At 38.1% G+C, this 23106-nt stretch carries 20 protein-coding genes; 9 read left to right on the forward strand and 11 right to left on the reverse strand.

Annotated features, from left to right (window positions below):
* Positions 1 to 5: 5 nt before the first annotated feature.
* The 6 genes from ACTJKN_RS19335 to ACTJKN_RS19360 form a co-directional block, all read right to left on the reverse strand.
* Entirely contained in the window at positions 6 to 1280 is a 1275-nt protein-coding gene (locus ACTJKN_RS19335; protein WP_440827365.1) for a mechanosensitive ion channel family protein, read from the reverse strand.
* A gap of 289 nt (positions 1281 to 1569) precedes the next feature.
* Positions 1570 to 3549 (reverse strand): (E)-4-hydroxy-3-methylbut-2-enyl-diphosphate synthase, encoded by a 1980-nt coding sequence (gene ispG, locus ACTJKN_RS19340; protein ID WP_440827366.1) that lies wholly within the window; start codon positions 3547 to 3549, stop codon positions 1570 to 1572.
* Between the two features lie 351 nt (positions 3550 to 3900).
* The gene (locus ACTJKN_RS19345; RefSeq protein ID WP_440827367.1) at positions 3901 to 4515 is read right to left on the reverse strand and encodes an RDD family protein; all 615 of its coding nucleotides are present in this window, start codon (positions 4513 to 4515) and stop codon (positions 3901 to 3903) included.
* A 208-nt stretch (positions 4516 to 4723) separates the two neighbouring features.
* A complete protein-coding gene (locus ACTJKN_RS19350) occupies positions 4724 to 5701 on the reverse strand; it encodes a LiaF transmembrane domain-containing protein (RefSeq protein ID WP_440827368.1) in 978 nt (325 codons plus the stop codon).
* Positions 5702 to 5706: 5 nt separating this feature from the next.
* Positions 5707 to 6402, reverse strand: a complete 696-nt coding sequence (locus tag ACTJKN_RS19355; protein WP_440827369.1) for a PspC domain-containing protein — start codon at positions 6400 to 6402, stop codon at positions 5707 to 5709.
* 19 nt (positions 6403 to 6421) lie between these two features.
* Positions 6422 to 7111 (reverse strand): SDR family oxidoreductase, encoded by a 690-nt coding sequence (locus tag ACTJKN_RS19360; protein WP_440827370.1) that lies wholly within the window; start codon positions 7109 to 7111, stop codon positions 6422 to 6424.
* 146 nt (positions 7112 to 7257) lie between these two features.
* Between ACTJKN_RS19360 and ACTJKN_RS19365 the strand changes: the two genes are divergently transcribed.
* The 8 genes from ACTJKN_RS19365 to msrA all read left to right on the forward strand — a co-directional run bounded on the left by ACTJKN_RS19365 (position 7258) and on the right by msrA (position 13742).
* Complete coding sequence (locus ACTJKN_RS19365; RefSeq protein ID WP_057932019.1) at positions 7258 to 7992, forward strand: MlaE family ABC transporter permease; 735 nt, start codon at positions 7258 to 7260, stop codon at positions 7990 to 7992.
* On the forward strand, positions 7992 to 8744 hold the full coding sequence (locus ACTJKN_RS19370) for an ABC transporter ATP-binding protein (RefSeq protein ID WP_057932020.1): 753 nt from the start codon (positions 7992 to 7994) through the stop codon (positions 8742 to 8744). The genes ACTJKN_RS19365 and ACTJKN_RS19370 overlap by 1 nt, the downstream gene beginning before the upstream one ends.
* A gap of 24 nt (positions 8745 to 8768) precedes the next feature.
* The gene (gene vapB, locus ACTJKN_RS19375; RefSeq protein ID WP_440827371.1) at positions 8769 to 9011 is read left to right on the forward strand and encodes a type II toxin-antitoxin system VapB family antitoxin; all 243 of its coding nucleotides are present in this window, start codon (positions 8769 to 8771) and stop codon (positions 9009 to 9011) included.
* Positions 9011 to 9400 (forward strand): type II toxin-antitoxin system VapC family toxin, encoded by a 390-nt coding sequence (locus ACTJKN_RS19380; protein ID WP_440827372.1) that lies wholly within the window; start codon positions 9011 to 9013, stop codon positions 9398 to 9400. The genes vapB and ACTJKN_RS19380 overlap by 1 nt, the downstream gene beginning before the upstream one ends.
* Complete coding sequence (locus ACTJKN_RS19385; protein WP_131031678.1) at positions 9397 to 10278, forward strand: class I SAM-dependent methyltransferase; 882 nt, start codon at positions 9397 to 9399, stop codon at positions 10276 to 10278. The genes ACTJKN_RS19380 and ACTJKN_RS19385 overlap by 4 nt, the downstream gene beginning before the upstream one ends.
* 97 nt (positions 10279 to 10375) lie before the next feature.
* On the forward strand, positions 10376 to 11425 hold the full coding sequence (locus ACTJKN_RS19390) for a hypothetical protein (RefSeq protein ID WP_440827373.1): 1050 nt from the start codon (positions 10376 to 10378) through the stop codon (positions 11423 to 11425).
* A gap of 65 nt (positions 11426 to 11490) precedes the next feature.
* On the forward strand, positions 11491 to 12903 hold the full coding sequence (locus tag ACTJKN_RS19395) for a hypothetical protein (protein ID WP_440827374.1): 1413 nt from the start codon (positions 11491 to 11493) through the stop codon (positions 12901 to 12903).
* A gap of 296 nt (positions 12904 to 13199) precedes the next feature.
* Entirely contained in the window at positions 13200 to 13742 is a 543-nt protein-coding gene (msrA, locus tag ACTJKN_RS19400) for a peptide-methionine (S)-S-oxide reductase MsrA (protein ID WP_440827375.1), read from the forward strand.
* On the opposite strand, the gene ACTJKN_RS19405 is transcribed toward msrA, so the two are convergent.
* The gene (locus ACTJKN_RS19405; protein ID WP_440827376.1) at positions 13743 to 14831 is read right to left on the reverse strand and encodes an acyl-CoA dehydrogenase; all 1089 of its coding nucleotides are present in this window, start codon (positions 14829 to 14831) and stop codon (positions 13743 to 13745) included.
* Positions 14832 to 14860: 29 nt separating this feature from the next.
* On the reverse strand, positions 14861 to 15481 hold the full coding sequence (gene pnuC / locus ACTJKN_RS19410) for a nicotinamide riboside transporter PnuC (protein WP_029275787.1): 621 nt from the start codon (positions 15479 to 15481) through the stop codon (positions 14861 to 14863).
* Positions 15482 to 15818: 337 nt separating this feature from the next.
* On the opposite strand from pnuC, the gene ACTJKN_RS19415 reads away from it, so the two are divergent.
* The gene (locus ACTJKN_RS19415) at positions 15819 to 17105 is read left to right on the forward strand and encodes a hypothetical protein (protein WP_440827377.1); all 1287 of its coding nucleotides are present in this window, start codon (positions 15819 to 15821) and stop codon (positions 17103 to 17105) included.
* Between the two features lie 18 nt (positions 17106 to 17123).
* Here ACTJKN_RS19415 and ACTJKN_RS19420 read toward each other — a convergent pair whose 3' ends face one another.
* The 3 genes from ACTJKN_RS19420 to ACTJKN_RS19430 all read right to left on the reverse strand — a co-directional run bounded on the left by ACTJKN_RS19420 (position 17124) and on the right by ACTJKN_RS19430 (position 23041).
* Complete coding sequence (locus tag ACTJKN_RS19420) at positions 17124 to 20048, reverse strand: DNA gyrase/topoisomerase IV subunit A (protein ID WP_440827378.1); 2925 nt, start codon at positions 20046 to 20048, stop codon at positions 17124 to 17126.
* Positions 20049 to 20649: 601 nt separating this feature from the next.
* Positions 20650 to 22335 carry a PNGase F N-terminal domain-containing protein gene (locus tag ACTJKN_RS19425; protein ID WP_440827379.1) on the reverse strand — a complete coding sequence of 562 codons (1686 nt, stop codon included), beginning with the start codon at positions 22333 to 22335 and terminating at the stop codon, positions 20650 to 20652.
* Positions 22336 to 22552: 217 nt separating this feature from the next.
* Complete coding sequence (locus ACTJKN_RS19430) at positions 22553 to 23041, reverse strand: cytidine deaminase (RefSeq protein WP_440827380.1); 489 nt, start codon at positions 23039 to 23041, stop codon at positions 22553 to 22555.
* Positions 23042 to 23106 lie beyond the last annotated feature (65 nt).

Genomic DNA, 23106 nt, shown 5'->3' on the forward strand with positions numbered 1-23106 from the left:
CAATACTAATCATCCCCTCTCCTCACAAAATTTCGCATGTCGCTGCCACTAGGGCTTTGAAAAATTTCGAGGTCGAAGTAAGGAACAGCCGCCAACAAATGATCAAAAATATCAGCGGCAACTTCTTCAAAACGTTTTAAGCCTTTTTCTTTCGAGAATACATAAATTTCAATCGGCAATCCGTTTTCTGTGGCCTGTAGCTGGCGCACCATAAAAGTTAAGTCGGTGTTGATATAAGGGTTACTCTCCAGGTATTTCTCTGCATAAACCCTAAAAGTGCCAATATTGGTCATGTGGCGGCCATTAACCAAATTATTGGGATTTACCGTATTTTCTGCATTATATCTCTCTATAAATTGCTGCGTTTCTTTCAGGTAATCTTTGAGAAAATCGATGCTCTGCAACCTTCCAATCAGTTCATCATCACAGAATTTAATACTCGAAATTTTGATGTTAATGTGGCGTTTAATCCTTCGGCCCTCACTTTCCTCCATTGCCCGCCAGTTCTTAAACGACTCACTCACAATGGCATAACTCGGCACAATGGTTACCGTTTTATCCCAGTTCCGCACTTTAATGGTGGTTAAATTAATTTCGGTTACTTCACCATCGGCACCATATTTCTCTACGGTAATCCAATCGCCTACCCTAACCAGATCAATGGCACTCATTTGTACAGAAGCTACAAAACCTAAAATCGGATCTCTGAAAACCAAAATAAAAACAGCGGTAACTGCGCCAAAACCACCAAAAACATAAAGTGGCGATTCGCCAAGAATAATAGACAGAATGAGCACAAAACCAACAATATAAAATACAATTTTGGCTACCTGTTTGTAACTTCTAATGGGTTTATCGGCATATTTCTTTGATGATTCCATGATGGATACCAAAGCATTCAGGAATGCATTAACGGCAAACATTACGGCTAAAACCATGTAGATTTTAGCAAATATTAAAGCATAAAATAACCCGTTTTTAAAATCGATAAAAAGATAAGGAACAGCATTATAGATGATATATGCCCCAAATATTAAAGCAAAAGCCCTGAAAACCCTAAATTCGAATAACGCTTTTTGCCAGTCTGACTTTGTTTTTGCACTTTTTACAACGCCGATAAAAAGCTGTCGGGTTAAAAATATGGTGATGAACAGAAATAGAATAACGCCAAGCAACCCGATAAAAAAGTAAGAATAAATGAGTTCGCCACCAGCAAGGCCTTTGCCAGCGAGCCAGCTTCTAAGTTCATTAAATAGGGATTGAAACTGCGGGATGTTCATCAAGGCAATTTAGGATTTATTGGTCAGAAAATTTAATGGTGCTCTGGTCTTTGTCATTCTGAATGTAATAGAGAATCTGCTAAATCCTCGGTCTGTGTCCCCACAGACCGAAAATAAACGAGTAATTATAATTGTGATCTGTGGGGACACAGACCACAGAATAAGCTAGTATCGATAATGGCGCAGTAGTTTGTAATTCGGTGCTACCAGGATGTAGATTCTTCGCTGCGCTCAGAATGACAGTATAGTGGTTTGTGGGGACACAAACCACGGCGTGCAGTATTAATTATTAAACCTTCTCTACCCAGTTGCCATCATCTTTGATGATATCGATCAATTCATCAAGCGCATAGGCAGTAGTTACATTTTTCTTTACCACTTCTTTGCCACGGTACAGGGTAATTTTATCTGGCCCGGTGCCCACATAACCGTAATCGGCATCGGCCATTTCGCCTGGCCCATTAACAATACAGCCCATGATACCGATTTTTATTCCTTTTAGATGGTCGGTACGTGAACGGATCAACTGAGTGGTTTCTTGTAAATCGAAAAGTGTTCTTCCACAGCTTGGGCAAGAAATATATTCTGTTTTACTAATACGTGTTCGTGTAGCCTGCAAAATCCCAAAACTGGTAGAATTAATCAACGAAAGGTTTTGGCCTTCTGCATCAATCCACACCCCATCTCCAAAACCATCGGTAAATAAGGCACCAATATCAGTTGCAGCATAAAGCATCAAATGATCGGCATCTACATCCGTATAAGTTCTCTTAATAATTACCGGGATCTGAATATTTTTCTCCTGCAAAGCAACAAAAAATGCCCTTTGCTCGGCCATTCCGTGTGTTGCAGATGTTTCTAGAATTAAAACAACCGTGTTATCCAATTGTGCAATTGTTGTATTGCTGAATTGTGTTGAATCAAGCTGTACGAAATTCAAAAATTCGTCTTTAACATCCGCAGAACCGTATTCTGTGAGCGTATGTAAAGGATGACAGTTGTTTTTATCTTTAAGTTTTAACCAGGTCTCGTAATTGTAAACTTGCTTTAAATTCCCGGGAAAAGAAAAAGATGGCAAATTATCTCCTAAGAAGGCTAAATCGCAAGCCTGATCAGCCAGATTATATTTATCTAAACCCGTACTATAATTGTAACCAACTGAACTTAAAAAGTAAGGATCTTTTAAATTTTCTTTCGAAACATCGATCATTACAACAGGATGGTGATGCCCACCAATATGCTGTACAGCAGTGGTAATACGGCGATTATACTCATAAGGATTATAAGTTGAGCGCAGGGCTTGGGGCGTAGAGCGTAATGTAATCAACTCGGGACTTCCAACTTCAGACTTCGGACTCCTTAAAGCATAACGGTCTGCCAGGGCTTTAGCAACTGGTGCTTCAAATTCAGGGTCTTCAGTTAACGAAACACGGATGGTATCGCCCAGTCCATCTTCTAATAAGGTTCCAATACCAACGGCTGATTTAATGCGGCCATCCTCTCCATCACCTGCTTCGGTAACGCCTAAATGCAAAGGATAATTCATCCCTTCTTTAGTCATGGTTTCTACCAGCAAACGGTAAGCCTGAACCATCACCTGGGTATTACTGGCTTTCATTGAGATCACCAGGTTATAATAATTCTGGTCTTCGCACATGCGGATAAACTCCATGGCCGATTCAACCATTCCACGGGGAGTATCGCCATAATGGCTCATAATCCTGTCAGAAAGAGATCCGTGGTTAGTGCCAATACGCATGGCGGTGCCATACTCTTTACAGATTTTAACTAAAGGGATAAACTTTTTGTAAATCCGGCTCAACTCTGCATTGTAAGCATCCTGTGTGTATTCTAGATTCTCGAATTTCTTTTTATCTGCATAATTGCCTGGGTTAACCCTTACTTTTTCTACAATACGCGCAGCCATTTCGGCAGCATTAGGCGTAAAATGGATATCGGCAATTAATGGCACATTATAACCGCGGAAACGCAGTTCTTTTTTAATATTGGCCAGATTTTCGGCTTCTTTAATACTCGGTGCGGTAATACGAACATACTCACAGCCAGATTCTACCATGCGGATAGTCTGTTCTACAGTACCTAAAGTATCCATGGTATCGGTAGTGGTCATCGATTGAATCCGGATCGGATTATGCCCACCTAAAGCAATATCACCTATGTTAACTTCTCGGGTTAAATACCTCGAATAAGTTGTTAAACTGTTGCAATATCCGCCAGCCAGATCATGTTTTGCCAATATATTTTCCATCTGTTTGCAAAGATAAGGATTGTTGGAATGTTTTAATGTTGGAATGTTGTAATTAAATCGCCCGATCCTAATGGCAAAAATTCAAAGTTTTTTTTTCGGAAACGGAAGAGCGGTGTTACTTGGCAAATGCAGCCCTGCTTTCTGCTTTACTCCGTTGCACTCCGTGTTCGCTTCAATCAGGTTTATTTTTTAAAGGTGGGTGGCTTTGGCATCATTGCACAGACCCAGGTTTATAAACGGGATGGAAGCGACATCCTTTGGCTGTTAGCCTGAGCGTATTCGAAGGCCAGCCAAAGATATAGCTTACAGCCCGGGTAACGAAAATAGTTGTATTGACTGTGCTTTTCAAACTTATATCAACCTGTCTTTTATCACCAGCGTATTGGCTGCAATGTCATGCCAGCACTGGTTTTTCTTATTAAGAAAACTATACAGGTAACCAAAGAAAACAGGGACTACTGATAAGATTTTTGAGAAGTTTCTAACCAGCGAAATACCAAAAGAAACCCGGCTGCCTTCTAAGTCTGTTACTTTAATGTTGAGGAGTTTTTTACCTATAGTGGCCTGACTAGCTGATGCTTCGGCAATACTACCATAAATGAGTTTAATGATAAATATGGATGGAAATGGGACTAGAAAAGCCATAATCCGCTGATCTTTACCTTCTATAAAAATATAGCTCGTTAAAATGATAATGCTATATATTCCAAAAATAATAAAATGATCAATCACCGATGCCAACAACCTTTGATCGAAAGCTGCAAAATATTGGGGTGCTGTTTTTTGATAACTAAAACCCAAAAGCTCACGCAATTCGGGAATTGCATGAGCTTCTTTATAATCGTCCATTCCGGGCTTACGTATAAAAGTATTCGCACTGATGTTTAAATCTTCCAGTTCGGTTAAACTATACGGCCCTTGTGGCTTTCCATTAATTACAACTATATATTCTTTATCAGGATTCATGGGATTATAAGATTTCAAGATCAGCGTTTTATAAAAGTTAGACCGACTAAAGCCTTACACCCTCCACCTTAAAACCTTCTGCCTTTATTTCAGGGATTCATTGGATTGGATCTGGATTAAGAGATTTTAGGATTGTAGATCAGCATTTTATAAAAATTTCTTCTACAAGATAAGCCTTACACCCTCCACCTTAAAACCTTCTGCCTTTTTAATATCTGCTTACTTCAAAGTTACTCAATCCGCCATCTAAATTGATAAAGATTTTTTTGGTTGAGCTTTTATAGTTTGACGTTTCGTAAACACCATCGCTCAATTTCTCAAAACCATCGAAATCTTTAGCTGATAAACCTGTTTTGGTTTTAATTCGGCAACCTGAATTGGCAGGTACCTTAATTTTCACATCGGCCACCCCAGATTTCACAATTACATCGGTTATTGGCAATAAATCTCCAAATTTAATATCCAAAGCTGCTGCTCCACCATCAAAGCGGAAGGTACGCACTTTGTAATTGGCAAAATCAAAATTTGCTTCGCCAGCGCCCAGTTTCATTAAAATATCCCAGTTGGCTTCCTTATTTAATTTAAAGTTAACATCGTTACCGCCATCACCAAAATTCCATTTGTTCTTTTTATCGTCCATTTGGAAAGTAAGCACGGTAGCACTATCGGTAAGCAATTTCTTTAAAGAGAAGTTACCATGTCTTTTCTTTACGTCGGCATTAATCAACTCAGTTGTTTCACCATCTAGATTAAATGATATGCCACCTCCGGAAATATTCAATACCGTCTTTTTCGCATTGTCTGCAGCTACAAATGGCTCAGATAAACTTAAGTGATTATATGAGGTATCGTTATCATCATCGTCGTTGTCGCCTTCATTATCGTCGATATTAACGTCGATATCTTTTTTGAAATGGTGCCCCCACCAGTTGCCCCGCTCGGGCACTTGCTGTCCTTTATAAAAAAGGAACGATAAAGCAACCACTAAAACACCAATAGAAATGATGCTGCCTGTTTGCGAATTGTTTTTATTAAACAGGATATTTAAACCTGCTATAATTAAGAACACTGGCCAAAAGCTCCAAACGTTGCGCCAATAAAAATTGATTACGCCAAAGTTTTCGAGTAGAAGTACACCGCCAATAAAAAGCAGGATAATACCCCAAATTAATCTATCTAATTTCATTTTATTTATACTTGAGGGTTAGCGGATGTTGAATTATCATCTTTGTTAACTGGTGCTGTAGGTTCATTTTCTACAACGGCTTCAGAAAAATCAGCTGTTTTTTGTTGTTCAGCTTCCTGTTGGTGCTGAAAAGCTGCCCAGTCGTTCTTTCTTTTTGATTTGGCTATAATACTTACACCTAAAGCAATAAATATCAATGGCCACATGTACCTGAATAAATTGCGGATACTAAACCAATCGGGTATAAAATCCATTTCGCGCATCAGGAAAAAACATCCTATCACTAGCAATACCAATCCGCCAATGGTGCGGCCAGTATCGTTAGATTTATTGAATTTATCGAAATTGGGCTGCGTTTCGAAAGGTGTTTTCTGTCCACCATCAACGGGTTGCGTCCAATTCTGGTTTCCCTGGTTCGCTGGTCCTGCAAAAGGATCGGCACTTCCAAAGGGTTGTGCATTTGGGTTTTTCTTGCCAAAGTAATCGTTAAATTTAGAAAATCTTGCAGCCGGATCATTATTAACCGGAACAATAATCCACATTACTATATAGGCAACTAAGCCACCTCCGGCCATAAATATAGCCGATAATGCAAACAATAACCTAATTATGGTAACCTCCACCTGCATGTAATCTGCAAGTCCCGAAGCTACACCGGCAATCATCTTATCGTGTTCGTTTCTAAAAAGCTTCTTTTCCATAACGTTGTTCATTTTGTGTTTAAAAATCAAGCGGAGTAATCAAAACCTCGTCTACATTTACCCCTTTACTTAAGTTTAAAATGGTAAACAAAGTTTCTGCAATATCTTCAGGCTGCACAAATTTTTCATCCGGAATTGTTGTTCCTTCCCAGGATGAAGTTTTAGTAGAGCCCGGCAAAAATGCAGTTACTTTAACATTGTGAGGTGCTAACTCTTGCCGCAATACATGATTAAGACTTAACATCGCTGCTTTTGTTACACTATAACTGCCTCCATTTTTCACAGGTGCTTTACTGGCCACCGAACAGATGTTGAATATATGGCCTCGCTTGGCTGAACGCATTTTTTTTCCAAAAAATTTACCCATGTAATAACAGGCATTTGTATTTATGTGCTGCTGTTTTTCGAAGGTTTCGTCATCCTCATCAAGCATGCTGCCAGGCAAAAAGATCCCAACGTTGTTTACTAAAACGGCTACATTATCAAAATCTACAGCGGTCGAATTTAAAAAAGCATACAATTCTTCTTTAATAGAACAATCTGCTACCTGGGTAAAAATAGCATTCCCATAAGGGGTTAATTCCTGTCGAAGCCTCTCGAGTTCATCTAATCCCCTTGCTACCAAAACTAAATCGTACCCATTTTGGGCTAATTTAGTCGCAATAGCTCTACCAATTCCTTTAGTTGCTCCGGTTATTACAGCTTTCATTATTTATGGTTTAATTTTTGTTAACAAAAAACCATATTTATATTCAAAACCACGAATATTTTTACAATTAGCAAAGCGCTCCAAATTTTTATTGTTTCTTTGTAGTAGTATAGAACGATCATTTAAATTAAGCAAATACATACGGAATGAATTTTACCAATTTCGGCAGATACATCCTGCTACTCAAGTCTGTATTCAGAAGGCCGGAAAAACTGAAAATATACCTGAAAGAAATCGCCAAACAAATGGATTATGTTGGTGTAGGCTCTTTAGGTTTAATTGCTATTATCTCTACTTTTATTGGTGCAGTAATGACGCTACAAATTGCTTTCCAGTTGGTTAGCGATTTTATTCCAAAAACAATTATCGGTTCTGTAAATCGCGACTCGAGTATATTAGAGTTAAGTCCAACTATTAGTGCAATAGTACTGGCAGGAAAAATTGGCTCGGCCATTTCATCAGAAATTGGTTCGATGCGTGTTACCGAACAGATTGACGCTTTAGAAATTATGGGTATAAATGCACCAGGCTACCTCATCCTCCCTAAAATTATTTCAGGCATAACCATGGTACCCATGCTGGTAATCATTTCTATGTTTTTAAGTATTACCGGTGGATATATTGGCGGTTCTATTTCGGGTGCTGTTACGCCTGCAGAATATATTCAAGGTATAACAACTGATTTTAATCCTTACACCATTACGGTTGCTTTGGTAAAGGCATTTGTATTTGGTTTCATTATTACATCAGTTCCGGCCTACGAAGGTTTTTACGTTCGTGGTGGTGCTTTAGAAGTTTCGCAGGCCAGTACAAGAGCAGTTGTAATTAGCTGTATCTCTATTCTTGTTTGCGATTATTTAGTTACTCAACTTTTATTGTAATGATCGAAATTAAAGATATTTATAAATCTTTCTCCGGAAATGATGTATTACAAGGTATTTCTGGAAAGTTTGAAGAAGGTGTAACCAATTTAATTATCGGTGGTTCAGGATCTGGAAAAACAACCTTGTTGAAATGTATGGTGGGTTTACATCAGCCAGATTCGGGCTCGGTTTTGTACGATGGCCGCGATTTTACACCAATGACCTACGAGCAACGGATTGAGGTGCGTAAAGAAATTGGTATGTTGTTTCAAGGTTCTGCCCTGTTCGATAGTATGACTGTTGAAGAAAACATCATGTTTCCTTTAAACATGTTTACTGATCAGAGCAGAAAAGAAAAGCTTGAAAGAGTTGATTTTTGTTTGGAACGGGTAAACCTTGCAGGTAAAAACAAATTATTCCCGGCCGAGTTATCGGGTGGAATGAAAAAACGTGTAGGTATTGCACGTGCTATCTCCATGAACCCGAAGTATCTGTTCTGTGATGAGCCTAACTCGGGGTTAGATCCAAAAACTTCCATTGTAATTGATGAATTGATTCAGGAAATTACCGAAGAATACAAAACCACAACTATTGTAGTAACGCATGATATGAACTCGGTTATGGGTATCGGCGATTATATTTTATTCCTACATGAAGGAAAAAAATTCTGGGAAGGTAGCAACAAAGAAATTGCACATACTGATATCCAAGAATTGAACGATTTTGTATTCGCCAGCCGCTTTATGAAAGCAGCAAAAGATAAGTTTTAAGAAAATTCTTATATTTGTTTAGTTATGACAACGGCTACAAAAAATATCATTAACAAGTTGGAAACCTTACCTGAAAGCATGGTAAACGAGGTAGAAGATTTTATTGATTTTTTAAAAGCTAAACATTTAAAGAGCTTTCCTAAATCGGCAAGTGAAAAAACAAATATTGTAGAGGAGCCAAAAAGCTTATATGGCGCTGCCAAAGGTTTATTTATCATCCCTAAAGATTTTAATGATCCAATAGACGATTTAAAAGATTATATGTAATGCGTCTTTTACTCGATACGCATATTTTCATTTCATTAATTAACGAAGATCATAATCTTGATCAGTCAACAATAAACAGCATTATTAATTCTGAAAATGAAAAATTTATAAGCATTGCTAGTTTATGGGAAATCATTATAAAGCTTAACATAGGAAAACTGATTGTTACCAGAAACCTAGAAGAGATGTATGAAGTAATAAGCAATTTCGGTATATCAGTATTGAATATCCAAAAACAACATCTTGACGAGTATTTGGCTTTACCTTTGATCCACAGAGACCCATTTGACAGATTGATTATTGCACAGGCATTAGCAGACAAGCTCACTTTGATAACTGACGATCAGTACATTATAAATTACCCAAATTTAAAGTTATTTAATACATGATACAATTACTTGCCCCAACCCACTGGAAAGATTATGAACTGATTGATTGCGGGGATTTTGAAAAATTAGAACGTTTCGGAAATGTAACCCTTATCCGTCCTGAACCACAGGCGGTATGGAAAAAAACATATTCAGAACAGGATTGGAAAAAAACGGCCAACATTACTTTCAGAGGCCGTTCGGCTACTTCTGGCGAATGGGTAAAGAAAAATCAATCTATTCCAGACCGTTGGCATGTAGAATATAAAAATGATGAAGTGGCCATTAAACTCCGCTTAGGCTTAACTTCTTTCAAACATGTAGGTGTATTCCCTGAGCAGGCAGTAAACTGGGATTTTATCTCTTCATCGATTAAAAAATTTAAAACACCACAGCCTAAAGTTTTAAATCTTTTCGCTTATACTGGTGCGGCATCGCTAATTGCGAATGCAGCAGGTGCAGAAACTACCCACGTAGATTCGATTAAACAGGTTGTTACCTGGGCAAACGAAAATCAAGAGCTTTCGGGATTGAAAGACACCCGTTGGATGGTAGAAGATGCCTTAAAGTTTGTAAAAAAGGAATTAAAAAGAGGCAAAAAATACAACGGGATCATTTTAGATCCTCCTGCTTATGGCCATGGTCCTAATGGCGAAAAATGGAAACTGGAAGATCATATCCAGGAAATGATGCAGGATGTGGTACAGCTGCTGGATGAAAAAGAACATTTCTTAATCCTAAATACTTATTCATTGGGGTTTTCGTCGGTAATTGTAGAAAACTTAATCCGCACCTCATTCCCATCTGTTCAAAACCTCGAAACCGGAGAACTGTTTCTACAGGCTACTTCAGGCATTAAATTGCCATTGGGCGTTTTTGGCAAATTCTGTAATGTGTAAATGTTGATTACTTTATTTTAAACTACCAGATTTCCACCCTACTTTCATCAAAACAGATTCGGAAACTGTCTAAACTTTAATTATCTATATAATATCTATGAAATTTCCTCAATTAGCAGGCACACTAATACTTGGTTTTGCCGCAATCAGCTTATTTGCCAACTGTAATTCAGACGGTAAGAGCAGTGGCGGTATCGGTAAAATCTTTTCTTCTGATTCAACTAAAAAGAAAATGGACTCAACTGTAAACGTAATGAAACCGGTTGATCCAAAGCTTTACGATTCTTTAGTAAAAAAACTGGCAAACGGAGATACTACCGGAAGATGGCCAGTAAAAAAACAACCATATCCTTTAGCAGGAGCCATATTACCTTTTAAACGCATAGTTGTTTATTATGGAAACCTGCATTCGAAAAAAATGGGTGCGCTTGGCGAATATGCACCTAAAGAAATGTGGAAGCGCTTAAATGCGGAGGTTAAACATTGGGAAAAAGCTGATCCTTCTACCCCTGTACAACCAGGATTACACTATATTGCTGCAGTAGCAAGTGGAACACCGGGGAAAGATGGAAAATACATCAACAGAATGGGCAATAAACAGATTGATTCTGTTTTAAAAATTGCCAAAATGCAACCTAACACCATTGTATTTTTAGATCTTCAGGTAGCTTTAAGCACGATAAAAGCAGAATTGCCTCATATTGCAAAATACCTAGAATTGCCATACGTTCACTTAGGTATCGATCCAGAATTTTCGATGAAAGACGGATCATTACCAGGTAGAAAGATCGGCACCTACGATGCTGCCGATATTAATTATGTAACCGGATATTTAGCAGATATTGTTAAAAAATATAATTTGCCTCCAAAAGTATTTGTATTGCACCGTTTTACGAAGAAGATGGTAACCAATTCGCCTAATATTAAATTACGCCCTGAAGTGCAGGTGGTAATGCATATGGATGGATGGGGTGAACCGGAATTGAAAAAAGGAACCTATCGCCATTTCATTCAGGGAGAACCTGTACAGTTTACAGGCTTTAAATTGTTTTACAAAAATGATTTAAAGAAAGATCCGAAACGTTTGATGACTCCAGAAGAACTGTTAAAGCTTACACCAAAACCGATATACATTCAATATCAATAGTATACCAAACGCCCGCGACCAAAATTGCGGGCGTTATTAATTTAACCACATAATCCGCTCTCAAAATGAAAAACCTTATTGCGCTTGCATGCGCCCTTTTCGTAGCTTGTACCTCAGGTCTAGCTCAAGAACTTAAAACCTCAAAATCTTTAAAAACGGCTTTTGAACAATCGTCCTTATCCAAAAAGCCTGTACTGCTAATTATAAATGTAAGCGGAATATCAAGACCAGCCAATTTGCCCTCTAATGTAAAAGTTAATTTTAAATCGGCTCTAGAAGAACCTGAGGTTACAAACAGAATTAATGAAAACTTTATCGTTTATAAAACTACAATGACCGATACCAGTATTAGGTCGATCATTAGAGCGGCAAACGTCAAATCTTTTCCTGCATTTGTTTTCCTGCATTCAAACAAGGACATCTTTTTTAAAGATTTCGGAAACTCTACCGATCAGAAAAAATACATCTCAATGGTTAATAATGCCTTATTGGCCGCAAAAGAAGAATCTATTTCTGATTTGGAAACTAAATACAATGCAGATAAGAGCAATAATGTGTGGTTAAAAAAGTTAATCGACACCAGGAAAAAACTTGGCATTACGAACAACGCACAACTTATTGAACAGTATGCAAACAATTTAAAAATAGGCGATTTTAACGACTACCAAAATGTATTATATATTTTGGAAGCCGGCCCATATAGCGATGGAAGTGCTTATAAACTGGCTTACACTAATAGAAAGATTATTGACAGTTTATATAGGACTGAACTACCCCAAAAAAGATCGGCAATCAATAATGCCATTATTTCGAATACAATTGCTGACGCTGCAAAAAACAAAAATACACCCAGAGCACTTTCTGCAGCTAATTTCGCAAGAAATACATGGACCAAAAACTACACACAAGGAGAAAAAGTATACTATACCCAGATTTTATGGTATTACAGCACCGTAAAAGATACCACAAGCTACGTAAGAACAGCCAGTTATTTTTACGATAATTTCTATATGAATATTAGTGCCGACAGTATAAAAAAGATTGAGGCTAAAGATCGTGAAGCCTTAACCCAAAAACATATAGCTTCCAGTCCCCATAAAAACACCATTTCTAAACAAAAATTAGACAGTTTGCAAAAAATTAAAGGGGCAAAAGTAATCACGCAATCATTTGTCAGTGTTGGATCTCCATCAAACTCATACGCCAACGAATTAAATAACGCCGCCTGGAAGTTTTATGAGATTGGCACTAAAAATCTTAATTATCTTAGTAAGGCTATGATTTGGAGTAGAAGATCTATCGAGCTGAACCCTATTCCAGGATATTATGATACTTTAGCACACATTCTTTACCGTTTAGGCTATATTGAAGAGGCAATTAAAACACAAGAAATGGCAATAGATAAAGCAAAGATTGAAAAAACCGCTACAGCTAATCTTGAATCAGAGCTGAAGAAAATTAAAGCCAAAACGCTTTAGTCCGAATCCATTATTTTCCTGCTATAGATACATTCTGCTGTCTATTTATCAATTTTGTCTAGTCAAGTTTTAGCCATAGATGCACACAGGTAAACAACAATTTATATCTGTGTGCATCCTTTTTATCTGTGGTTAATTAACATCACCTAATCTTAAGGAACATTGAAGTATTAACATAAAGTGCTGTCCAAACAGCACCTACTTAAAACTTACAGGAATAATCGGCATTCAACCAATCTTTAATATCAAAAAAATGTCTTTTTTTGATTGATCTAAAAATTGGATAGGTTATATATATGCAAACAGCAACATTTGGCGGAGGCTGCTTTTGGTGCACCGAAGCCGTTTTTCAAACGTTAAATGGAGTAAGCCAGGTTACATCAGGCTACATGGGGGGAGATTTAAAGCATCCTACCTATATGGAAATTTGTAATGGCAATACCGGACACGCAGAAGTAATTCGGATCTCATTCGATGAAACTATCATTTCATTCGATGAGCTTTTATTGGTATTCTTTAAAACCCATAATCCAACAACTTTAAATAGGCAGGGTAATGATGTTGGCACGCAATACCGCTCGGTGGTTTTTTATGAAAATGAAGATCAGAAAAAGCAGACAGAGGTAATGATCGAAGATTTAACCCAACAACATATTTTCGATAAGCCCATCGCGACAGAAGTTTCTCCTATAGCAGAATTTTACGAAGCTGAAGATTATCATCAAAACTATTTTAATAATAATCAGGGAAAACCTTATTGTGCATTTGTGATACAGCCCAAACTTAATAAGTTTGCTACTGATTTTAAAGATAAAATTAAACCACAGCTTTCGGAATAATTAAATTTCGAAAGTAAGTAGGGCATGTTGGCTTGCCGTATGAATATCTCTCCAAACCCTATTAATCTCTGATTCCTTTTTTGCAGCTTCTAAACCACAGTACGGGAATAAAGTAGCTGCCGATTTCCAACAGGCATGGGCCAATTTACGACTGATTGAACTCACCTCAATTAAGGTATCCTCATTAATTTCGCCATCGCCCATTAACTGATTCCAGGACTCCTCAAATGCATGGTAGAATTTGGCACGAAGATTTAGTATTTCTTCTTTACAACGGTTAAGTTCGCTATTAAAAAACAAAATTTGTGCCTCGCTATACCTCCCTAATCCAGAACGCGAGTAAAAAGATTGTTCTACCAGTTTAACAAAATGATTGGTCATTCCTAAACTATTTACTGTTAACGTGGTTTCTGCGAGCTGCAAAAAGGGATAATCAAAGCCAGAATCTGCTACTTCAATATGCTGGTTAATTTTAAAGGTCCTATTTTCGTCAACGTTTAAATCGCAAACTTCAAAAGCGTGGCTGCCTGTTGCAATTAAACCAAAGTAAGACCACCCGGGTAAAATATTTACTTCTTCCTTTTTAAGGATAAATGATTTTATTTCAGGTTCTCCGTTTTCATCCAAAATGTCATCGCCATTTTCGCTTTTAAGCGTGCAGTTGGCTGTAAATATAGTAGCGTGCAATGCTCCGCTGGCGTAGCTCCATTTTCCATTAAGCAGATACCCACTTTGCGTTTTAATGGCTACACCACCTACAGCACCACTCCCGGCAAAACAAACTTCACGATCAGCAAAAATCTCTGCAGCCAATTCAGGATTTAAAAACCCTGCAAACCAGCCTGCACCTGCACAGAGTGTAATGGTCCAGCCTAAACTTCCATCAGCTTCAGCCAATTCTTCTTCCAATCTTAAAATTTCAGGAAGTTTTTTGTTTGGTCCGCCATAAATTTTGGGTACAAAAAGCTTAAACCAGTTTTCCTGATAGGCAAGTTCTAAAATTTCGGGATGAAGTTTGCCCATTTCTTCAGAAATTGCTGCATAAGCTTTTACTTTTTCCTGCCAGGTAGTATTTAATGTTTCTTGCATGATTATTTTTGCTTTGCGTAGGAAGGCAATTAAGCCAATTTGAGTCTGCTTTTGTTAATGATCTTCTTCCAGTCTAAAAACCCAAATATGGCTACAGTAAATAAAAACGTAGTTAAACAGGCCATAAGTGGCAGCTTTTTATGAAACAGCAATGGAATGGCCACAATATTCGAAATGTTCAGGAATATCCAGTTTTCTATTTTACGCTTGGCTAACAACCACATACCTGCCCATGCTGTTGAAGATACAAAGGCATCAAAAACAGGCACATCTGAATCGGTATAATGCCTCAATACAAGATAAAGTACGCCGAAACCAATCACAGAAATTAAAACAGCAATGGTTAATTCTTTATTGCTCGACCATGAAACCTGGTTTTCTCCGTCCTGTTTTCTTTTCTTCCAGATTATCCATCCATAAACACTCATCACCAGATAATAAATGCTCAATAAGGTTTCTGCGTACAGCTTTACATTTAAGAGTAGAAACATCGATAACAGGATCGAAATTATTCCTGTTGGATAAAGCCAGATACTATTCTTCTTAGCCAGTAAAACTTCAGATACGCCAAAACCCACAGCCAGCCATTCGATTAATGAGGTGTGTAAAATCTGCTCCTGAAAAAGCTTAAACCAATCTTGAAAATTCATTTACAATAATTTGCCTTACGGCCGGTAAAAATAATTAGATACCGTTTTCGGGGCGAAACAGTTTTGTAAATTTTAACCTCTTCCTACGGCGGCATTACCCGCATCAGGTTCATTAGAAGGTGTAAGGTTTAAGGTATAGGGTGTAAGGTTAAACCTATACCTTAAACCTTTTGGCTTAAACCTCTAAATGGGTATAATCTCAGCAAATTGATGGCAACAGAAATTGCAGAATCAAAAAGCACCCCTTTGAGCAAGGCAAATATAGGTTTAAAAATGCTAATAAATTAATCAATTTCTTTTTCAAGTCCACATCATTATCTTTATGAAAATAATTATCATGAAAATTTTGCGCACTCTATTTGTTTTGTTTTTACTTCCTGTTGTTTTATTTGCACAGAAACTAAATTACAACCCATCATTAAAAAGCACCCTACTTTTGGCTCAATATTCAAAGAAAGGTGTTTTCGTGATTATAAATTCAGAAAACACAAACAACGAAAGGCAAAACCTACTTTTTAATGATGCGGAAGTGGTAAATAAAATAAACAAGGCTTTTGTTACATACGAGACAAACTATACCGACACAGCTTTAAGCGCTATAATTAACTATTACAATATCAGGGAGTGCCCAACCTATATTTTTTTACATAGCAATATGGAGTTGTTTTACAGAAGCTTAGAATTTGATGCATCAAAGGAACGATTTCTAGATATATTGAAAAATGCAGAAGAAGCCGCTCAACAAACAACCATTAAAAAAGCAAAAGAAGATTATCTAAAAGATACTTCAGACATAACTAAATTAAAACAATTGATAGATGTACTTAAAAAACAGGGCGTAACGAATAATGCATATTATATTGAACAATATGCTAAAAAATTAAGTCCGGCATCTTTTGATGATTATCAAACAGTACTATATATATTGGAAGCAGGTCCAATCATTAACGGAATTGCTTATAGAAAAGCTTTTGCAAATAGGGTTATAACAGATAGCATATTTAGAAAGGAGCCTGGACCAAAAAGAGCTTTTATATTGAATGTTATTTCAAATAATACAATGGTTACTGCTATAAAAACGATTTGTTTAGCTGATGCCCAAAACACAGCCAATTTCCATAAAAACCAATGGCAAAATAACCAATATAACGGCCAAAAAATCTATAATGAAAAAATGCTTTTTTACTATAATTCTATTAAAGATACCGTCAACTATTTTAGAATTGCTACCGATCATTATGATAAATATTATATGAGCATTAGGATCGATAGTATTGAAAATTTAAAGCTACAGGAGAAAACAGATAGTACATTACGTTTTAAGCCAGGATGGAAAGCAAAATCATTCCCAGATGGATTGAATGAGGTGGCTTGGAACTTTTATTCATCCGGCACCCAAAATCGCGAGCAACTTTTAAAAGCCATAAAATGGAGTAAAAGATCCATTAAACTAGATCCAAATCCAAATAACTTCGACACCCTTGCGCATTTATTTTATGCCATGCAAGATTTTAAGAAGGCTACCAAAATACAGGAAATGGCGGTAAGTGCTGCTAAAAAAAATGGTCTGCCATCCAAAGTTTATTTAGAAAACCTAACCAGAATAAAATTAAAAACACTTTAGTTAGGGTAAGTTTATTATCTAAAATAACCCCAATTGACCTTTATCATCAATATCGATATCATCTGGATTGGTGATTTCGAAATCTATCTTTTTAATAGGTTTTTCTTCCACTTCGGGTTTATCTCCGGCTTTAACTTCTTCTTTTTTAACAGGTTCAGCTTCTGGCTTTGATTTTTCTACCACAGGTTTTTCTACAGTAACAGGTTTTTCTTTTACCTCTGGTTTTTCTTGCTTCACCACAGGCACTTCTTTAGGTTCTTCTTTGCGTTCGAACTTTGGTTTTGGCTGCGCTACAACAGGTTTTTCTTTTACCTCTACCGGCACTTCCGGTTCTGTTACGGTTTCCTCGTCCGCAGTCGTCTCTTCACTTGTAACCACCTCATCTGGTGCTTCTTCAGTACCCTCTCCCTCGTTAGTTGTTGTTTCCTCAACCGCTTCAATTTCTATCTCAGGCTCTTCTAATACTACTTTTTGAACATCGTGCGGCGACAGTCTATTGCCATTTGCCTTTAGTCCTTTAACATCAATCAGTTCTGCTAAGGTTAAATCCAATGTTTCCGGAATTTGGGTTTTCCCCTTTAAAACATCAACAATAATTTTTGCTCCCGGATTTGAAGTAAGGAACAACAACCTCGATTTCTGCTCCTCACTAATGAAAATGGTTTTCCTACCATTAGCTTGCAGTTCGAATACAAAACGTTTAATAAAATAATTTTGTGCCTTGCCTTCAAAATGGACTGCAGCAAAAATCTTCTCCGGATCAAACTTCTGGATCAAGATCAGGCCGTCATCAAAATGGTTACTCAATTCGAAAGAACTCAACTCATAGAAGCCATCTTTATGTACCTGCAAAATGCGGTCGTCGCCATCAAATTCGCCCAGGTATTTTCCACGGCCATCAACATTTAAGCGTTTTAATAAGTCATCATACCAGATTTTAAGTCCTGATAAGGTAGAAACACCTTTGCTCTTCAAGATGATTTTTTTAACCGGATATTTCGAAATGATATTCCCCTGCGAGCCACGTCCTTTAATGGCCACTTCTGCAAAATCCTGATCGAACTGAAGCTTGCGCAATTTAGAGTGCGGTTTTAATGCTACATTCACTATCTCAGCTTCTCCATTCGGATTGGCTGTAAAATATAAAACCTTCGAACCTTTCGATCCCTTGGTTAAGTCGTATTCCTTATCTCGTGTTACGCCAACTACAGCAAACCTTTTAATATACGAAGTACCACTAGCACCATCTTTATAAACCATGTTGTAAATGGTACGCTCATCGTTTTTCTTAAATACCTGGGCGTGTATAATGCCCTTACCTACAAAGGTTTTATCGGCTACCTTGGTAATGATGCATTTTCCATCTTCACGGAAAACAATTACTTCGTCTATATCCGAACAATCTGCTACGAACTCATCTTTACGTAAACCCGATCCAATAAATCCATCCTCGCGGTTCATATACAATTTTACGTTCGCCAACGCAACTTTCGATGCTTCTACCCGATCAAACAAACGGATTTCGGTTTTACGTTCTCTTCCTTTTCCGTATTTATCCTTCAGTTTCTGGTACCAGGCAATGGCATAATCGGTAAGGTGTTTTAAGTGATTTTTAACCACTTTAATTTCATCTTCCAGATTTTTCATCTGCTCATCAGCCTTTTTCACATCAAAACGGGTGATGCTACTCATTGGCTTATCAATCAGCTTCTTAAAATCCTCAGGTAAAATTTCGCGGTAAAGCGATGGCTTAAACGGATCAAATAAAATGTGTAATACCTCAACTACGGTATCAAAATTGGTTGAGTTTTCATATTCAGGATTTTTGTACATCCCCTCCTGAATAAATATTTTAAGTAAAGAACTAAAGAAAATCTTCTCCTGCAGCTCGTGCAAGCGGATTTCAAGCTCTCTTTTTAATAAATTTTTAGTGTGTTTTGTATTTTCAATCAGGATATCGTTCACACTCAAAAAGAGTGGCTTATCCCCTTGAATAATACAGGTATTTGGCGAAATAGACACCTCACAGGCCGTAAAGGCATACAGCGCGTCAATGGTTACATCAGGAGAAATACCGGGTGCCAGGTGCACTACAATTTCTACGTTGGCCGCCGTGTTATCCTCAATCTTTTTAATCTTGATTTTGCCTTTATCATTGGCCGATAAAATACTATCAATAACAGAACCCGTTGTGGTGCTAAACGGAACTTCTGTAATCACCAAAGTCTTTTTATCCTTCTCGGTTATTTTTGCGCGAACGCGGATTTTACCCCCACGCTGTCCTTCATTATAATTCGAGAAATCGGCCATACCTCCCGTAAAGAAATCGGGCAATATATTGGGGCGCACACCTTTCAGCGCATCTATCGAGGCGTCCAGCAATTCGATAAAATTGTGTGGCATTACCTTCGTAGCCAAACCCACGGCAATACCCTCAGCACCCTGCGCCAATAACAAAGGAAATTTAACAGGTAAAGTTATTGGCTCGTTGTTACGTCCGTCGTAACTTAACTGCCACTCGGTAGTGTCCGGGTTAAATACCACATCGTTGGCAAATTTTGATAAACGTGCCTCGATATAACGTGGTGCCGCAGCACTATCGCCAGTAACCGGATCGCCCCAGTTACCCTGCATATCAATCAATAAATCTTTTTGACCGATCTGCACCATCGCATCGCCAATAGATGCATCACCATGCGGGTGATATTTCATGGTGTTACCGATTACATTCGCCGCCTTATTAAAACGTCCATCATCCATCTCCTTAAGCGAGTGCATAATGCGCCGTTGAACAGGCTTTAGTCCATCGTTAATGTGCGGAACTGCCCTATCGAGAATTACATAAGACGCATAATCGAGAAACCAGTTTTCGTATAAACCGTTGATTGGGGTTATGGTATGTTTGTGCTCTTCGTTTACGTTTTGATCTAATTCTTCACTCATTTATTTACAAAAATTGGCAGCCGTAAATATAATAAAAATGATTTCATAGAATGAAGAGAGGTTATTCACATTTCGAGATGGGAAATTTGTTTTTAATGACCTGACGATTTATGTATTAGCCACGGAGGCACGGAAATCACGGAGTATATTTCATCATCTCGACCGTCGCGGAGAGATCTTTAAATTCAAATTAAACAATTTGGTTCAAAGCGCTCTCCACGACTCTGTGGGCAGGCATTTGCAGCCTGTGGAAAATCGAAAATCGTTTTTAAGGTTTTGGAAAGCGGGTTCCGTAGGTTTTGTTTAATGTTTCCTCCGGCTTTCCGATACGATCTTTTTTGCTCCCCAGCTCGGCTCAGGGCAGCAAAAAAGGATCTTCCCTTCAATCCGGTTTAGAAAACAGTTTTGCGGTGCTATTTAGGGGTTGCAGGATGCATAGAACCACCCCCCAGCCCCTCCTTGAAAATAAGGAGGGGCTGGATAGTTTGATAAGGAATAGCGTATATGGCGATTTGAGCTTATATTCTCTTATATGTTTTACATGGTAAAAAAGAGACAAGAAAAAGATCCTTCACTTCGTTCAGGATGACAGATTGATTAATTATTCAACCCCCAACAACAAACCCGAAACATTCCATGCGCTTGAGCTCGAGCCTTCAGGTTTACCCATGGGGATGGTTACTTTTATGGTATGGGGCCCGGCTTTTAAATCACCTAAACTTATCAATTCGGGATTGGTAACTGTACCTGGACACCAGTTAGAACGACTTAAATCTGACGAGGAAAGACCCGTTTCAAAATTTCCAGAGGCAGGATTCGATAATCGGTATGAACCGCAATCCTGGCGCCATGGCGTAAAAGCGAATGTTTCTTTTTCATCCAGCCAGATGGTGTTTTTCCGTGGCACAAACTCATCGCCATTTCCCCAGCCACCGTGCCCGGTTGTAATATAGCGCAGTTTTGCATCTTTTAGGTCTTTTGCTAAAGTGAAAGAAACTTCCAGACCCTTATCGCTGCTAAACATAGTTGCATATTCTTGTCCAGCCATTTCCATTACATTGGTCGAATTAAATAAAGGCAAAATCACTTCTTTGCCTTCTTTTTGTCTTCCTCCATTGTGCAGTGTTATATTTAAAGAAACTTTATGACCGCCCTTATCATAGTTACCAACAAAAACAGCTATCCAAACTTCTTTTCCATTTACGAGTGGGAACAGTTCTGAAACATCCTGTCTGTAATAAACTTTCTCCGCCCAATTTTTATCCTTCAGTTTTAAATTATTGTATTTACCAACACCGAAAGGGGTAAAAAAGCGCATTAACTCTATAACGGGATTATAATTTGCTGTAGCCACAACACCCTGGTATTTCTTTCCATTACCATTGTCGTAAACCGGCAGGTCTTTAACAGAATTTTTAAGTGCATCCATTAAACTGATCTGTTTATCGGTTGGGATGATAAATACCGATCCTGTTCTATCGTAGGCATCGCCATTCGATTGTTCGGTTAAATCGACAAAAACATTGGGGCTGGACTGAAGCTCAGGAAATTTAACTTTCCTGGCAATCACGGTCCCTCCCGCAAAGCGGAATACAGAATCGTTCGATTGTGGTTTATCTATAAAATTGATCGTTTCGTTATTAAAAACACTTAACGTGGTAAACCTGCTTTTCCAAAGCAAATCTTTATACGTTAATGCATCGGTAAGCTTAGCACTTATTTTTTGCAGATCTATCGGTTTCGAATTTTTAACTTCTTCGATTTTTGTAGCCGTTACAAAGCTATTGCCATTGCGCACCTGCTCTAAAACCAAACCAAGGTTCTGGCCCAAACTGGTTGGTGCAGCTTTTATACCGGCATCGGTTGTATACCATAAATCTATTGTATTGGAATTAACAATCGTAGTAGCCTTTTTGCAGGTATAACCCAAAATTACTTTTGTTTCGTTGCTCAACTCAAAGGTTTGCTTGCCAATTGCAAGGCTATCGGCTGTTACAATCTGCTTATCTATGCCTAAATCGGCAACCTGAAACAAAATTTGTGCAGGTTTCTTAACAATGCTTTGTTCGTAAGGATACTTTGCTTTACGATCGAGAATAGCAGTATTGCTAATTAAATTCTGGCTTGCTGAAGCCACTACCACAGTTGGATTACGGTCTTCTTTCGGCTTTCCATCAACGGAGCGGAAGTAAACTATTTTATAAACCGCATTATTTTCAAGTACGGCCTGGGCTTGTAAGTTAAAAGAAATAAAAATGGAGAAAATAAGGATGTAGAGTTGCTTCATTATGGTTAAAAAACCAAATATAAGCATAAAAGCCGGAGGTCCGAGGCCGGAGTTGGAAGGAAGAATTACGTTCTAAAAGTCGTCATTGCGGGGAGGAATCCCGAATGTTCGGGAAAGCAATCTTACAATTATGGGGTTATAGCGACCGCATTAAGATTGCTTCGTCGGCTGAAAAAGCCTTCTCGCAATGACGACCTGTCGAGAGATGCCTCCCCGCCTATCGCTCCAACCGATCCTCTACAAAAGCAAAAGGCAGTAAACTCTTCACGCTCGGAACTTTTAATACTTCTCCGTTTAAGCAATAAAAAATCACCTCAATCGGCGTATTTTGTTTACGCTCAAATTCTGCCATCACCTGCAAACAGCCTCCACAAGAAGTAACGGGTTTTAAAATCTCAAAATTATCAGTTTGGGCAGTAATGGCCATACTTTCAATAACTGCATTTGGATAGGTGGCACCAATGGTAAAAAGGGCAACACGCTCTGCACAAAGTCCTGATGGGTAGGCTAAATTTTCCTGGTTGCTGCCTAATACCGTTTCGCCAGAGGCCAAACGGATTGCCGTACCAACCCTGAATTTAGAATAAGGAGAATATGAAGTATTTAAAGCCTTTGCTGCAAGTTCGCATAGCGCGCTGTCTGCCACTGTTAATTCTGTAATACTTTCGTATTGTTCAAAAGTTATATTTAGATTTATTGAATTCATTTGTAACTAATTAGGAAACCGCCAATATTAAATTTTTATAGCGGGCGAACAATTTAAGTTATTTT

This window comes from Pedobacter sp. 22163 (assembly GCF_052045595.1).
Lineage (GTDB): Bacteria > Bacteroidota > Bacteroidia > Sphingobacteriales > Sphingobacteriaceae > Pedobacter.

Coding starts and splice junctions, on each gene's coding strand:
- ACTJKN_RS19335 (WP_440827365.1), bottom strand. CDS start 1,280: ATGAACATCCCGCAGTTTCAATCCCTATTTAATGAACTTAGAAGCTGG.
- ispG (WP_440827366.1), bottom strand. CDS start 3,549: ATGGAAAATATATTGGCAAAACATGATCTGGCTGGCGGATATTGCAAC.
- ACTJKN_RS19345 (WP_440827367.1), bottom strand. CDS start 4,515: ATGAATCCTGATAAAGAATATATAGTTGTAATTAATGGAAAGCCACAA.
- ACTJKN_RS19350 (WP_440827368.1), bottom strand. CDS start 5,701: ATGAAATTAGATAGATTAATTTGGGGTATTATCCTGCTTTTTATTGGC.
- ACTJKN_RS19355 (WP_440827369.1), bottom strand. CDS start 6,402: ATGGAAAAGAAGCTTTTTAGAAACGAACACGATAAGATGATTGCCGGT.
- ACTJKN_RS19360 (WP_440827370.1), bottom strand. CDS start 7,111: ATGAAAGCTGTAATAACCGGAGCAACTAAAGGAATTGGTAGAGCTATT.
- ACTJKN_RS19365 (WP_057932019.1), top strand. CDS start 7,258: ATGAATTTTACCAATTTCGGCAGATACATCCTGCTACTCAAGTCTGTA.
- ACTJKN_RS19370 (WP_057932020.1), top strand. CDS start 7,992: ATGATCGAAATTAAAGATATTTATAAATCTTTCTCCGGAAATGATGTA.
- vapB (WP_440827371.1), top strand. CDS start 8,769: ATGACAACGGCTACAAAAAATATCATTAACAAGTTGGAAACCTTACCT.
- ACTJKN_RS19380 (WP_440827372.1), top strand. CDS start 9,011: ATGCGTCTTTTACTCGATACGCATATTTTCATTTCATTAATTAACGAA.
- ACTJKN_RS19385 (WP_131031678.1), top strand. CDS start 9,397: ATGATACAATTACTTGCCCCAACCCACTGGAAAGATTATGAACTGATT.
- ACTJKN_RS19390 (WP_440827373.1), top strand. CDS start 10,376: ATGAAATTTCCTCAATTAGCAGGCACACTAATACTTGGTTTTGCCGCA.
- ACTJKN_RS19395 (WP_440827374.1), top strand. CDS start 11,491: ATGAAAAACCTTATTGCGCTTGCATGCGCCCTTTTCGTAGCTTGTACC.
- msrA (WP_440827375.1), top strand. CDS start 13,200: ATGCAAACAGCAACATTTGGCGGAGGCTGCTTTTGGTGCACCGAAGCC.
- ACTJKN_RS19405 (WP_440827376.1), bottom strand. CDS start 14,831: ATGCAAGAAACATTAAATACTACCTGGCAGGAAAAAGTAAAAGCTTAT.
- pnuC (WP_029275787.1), bottom strand. CDS start 15,481: ATGAATTTTCAAGATTGGTTTAAGCTTTTTCAGGAGCAGATTTTACAC.
- ACTJKN_RS19415 (WP_440827377.1), top strand. CDS start 15,819: ATGAAAATTTTGCGCACTCTATTTGTTTTGTTTTTACTTCCTGTTGTT.
- ACTJKN_RS19420 (WP_440827378.1), bottom strand. CDS start 20,048: ATGAGTGAAGAATTAGATCAAAACGTAAACGAAGAGCACAAACATACC.
- ACTJKN_RS19425 (WP_440827379.1), bottom strand. CDS start 22,335: ATGAAGCAACTCTACATCCTTATTTTCTCCATTTTTATTTCTTTTAAC.
- ACTJKN_RS19430 (WP_440827380.1), bottom strand. CDS start 23,041: ATGAATTCAATAAATCTAAATATAACTTTTGAACAATACGAAAGTATT.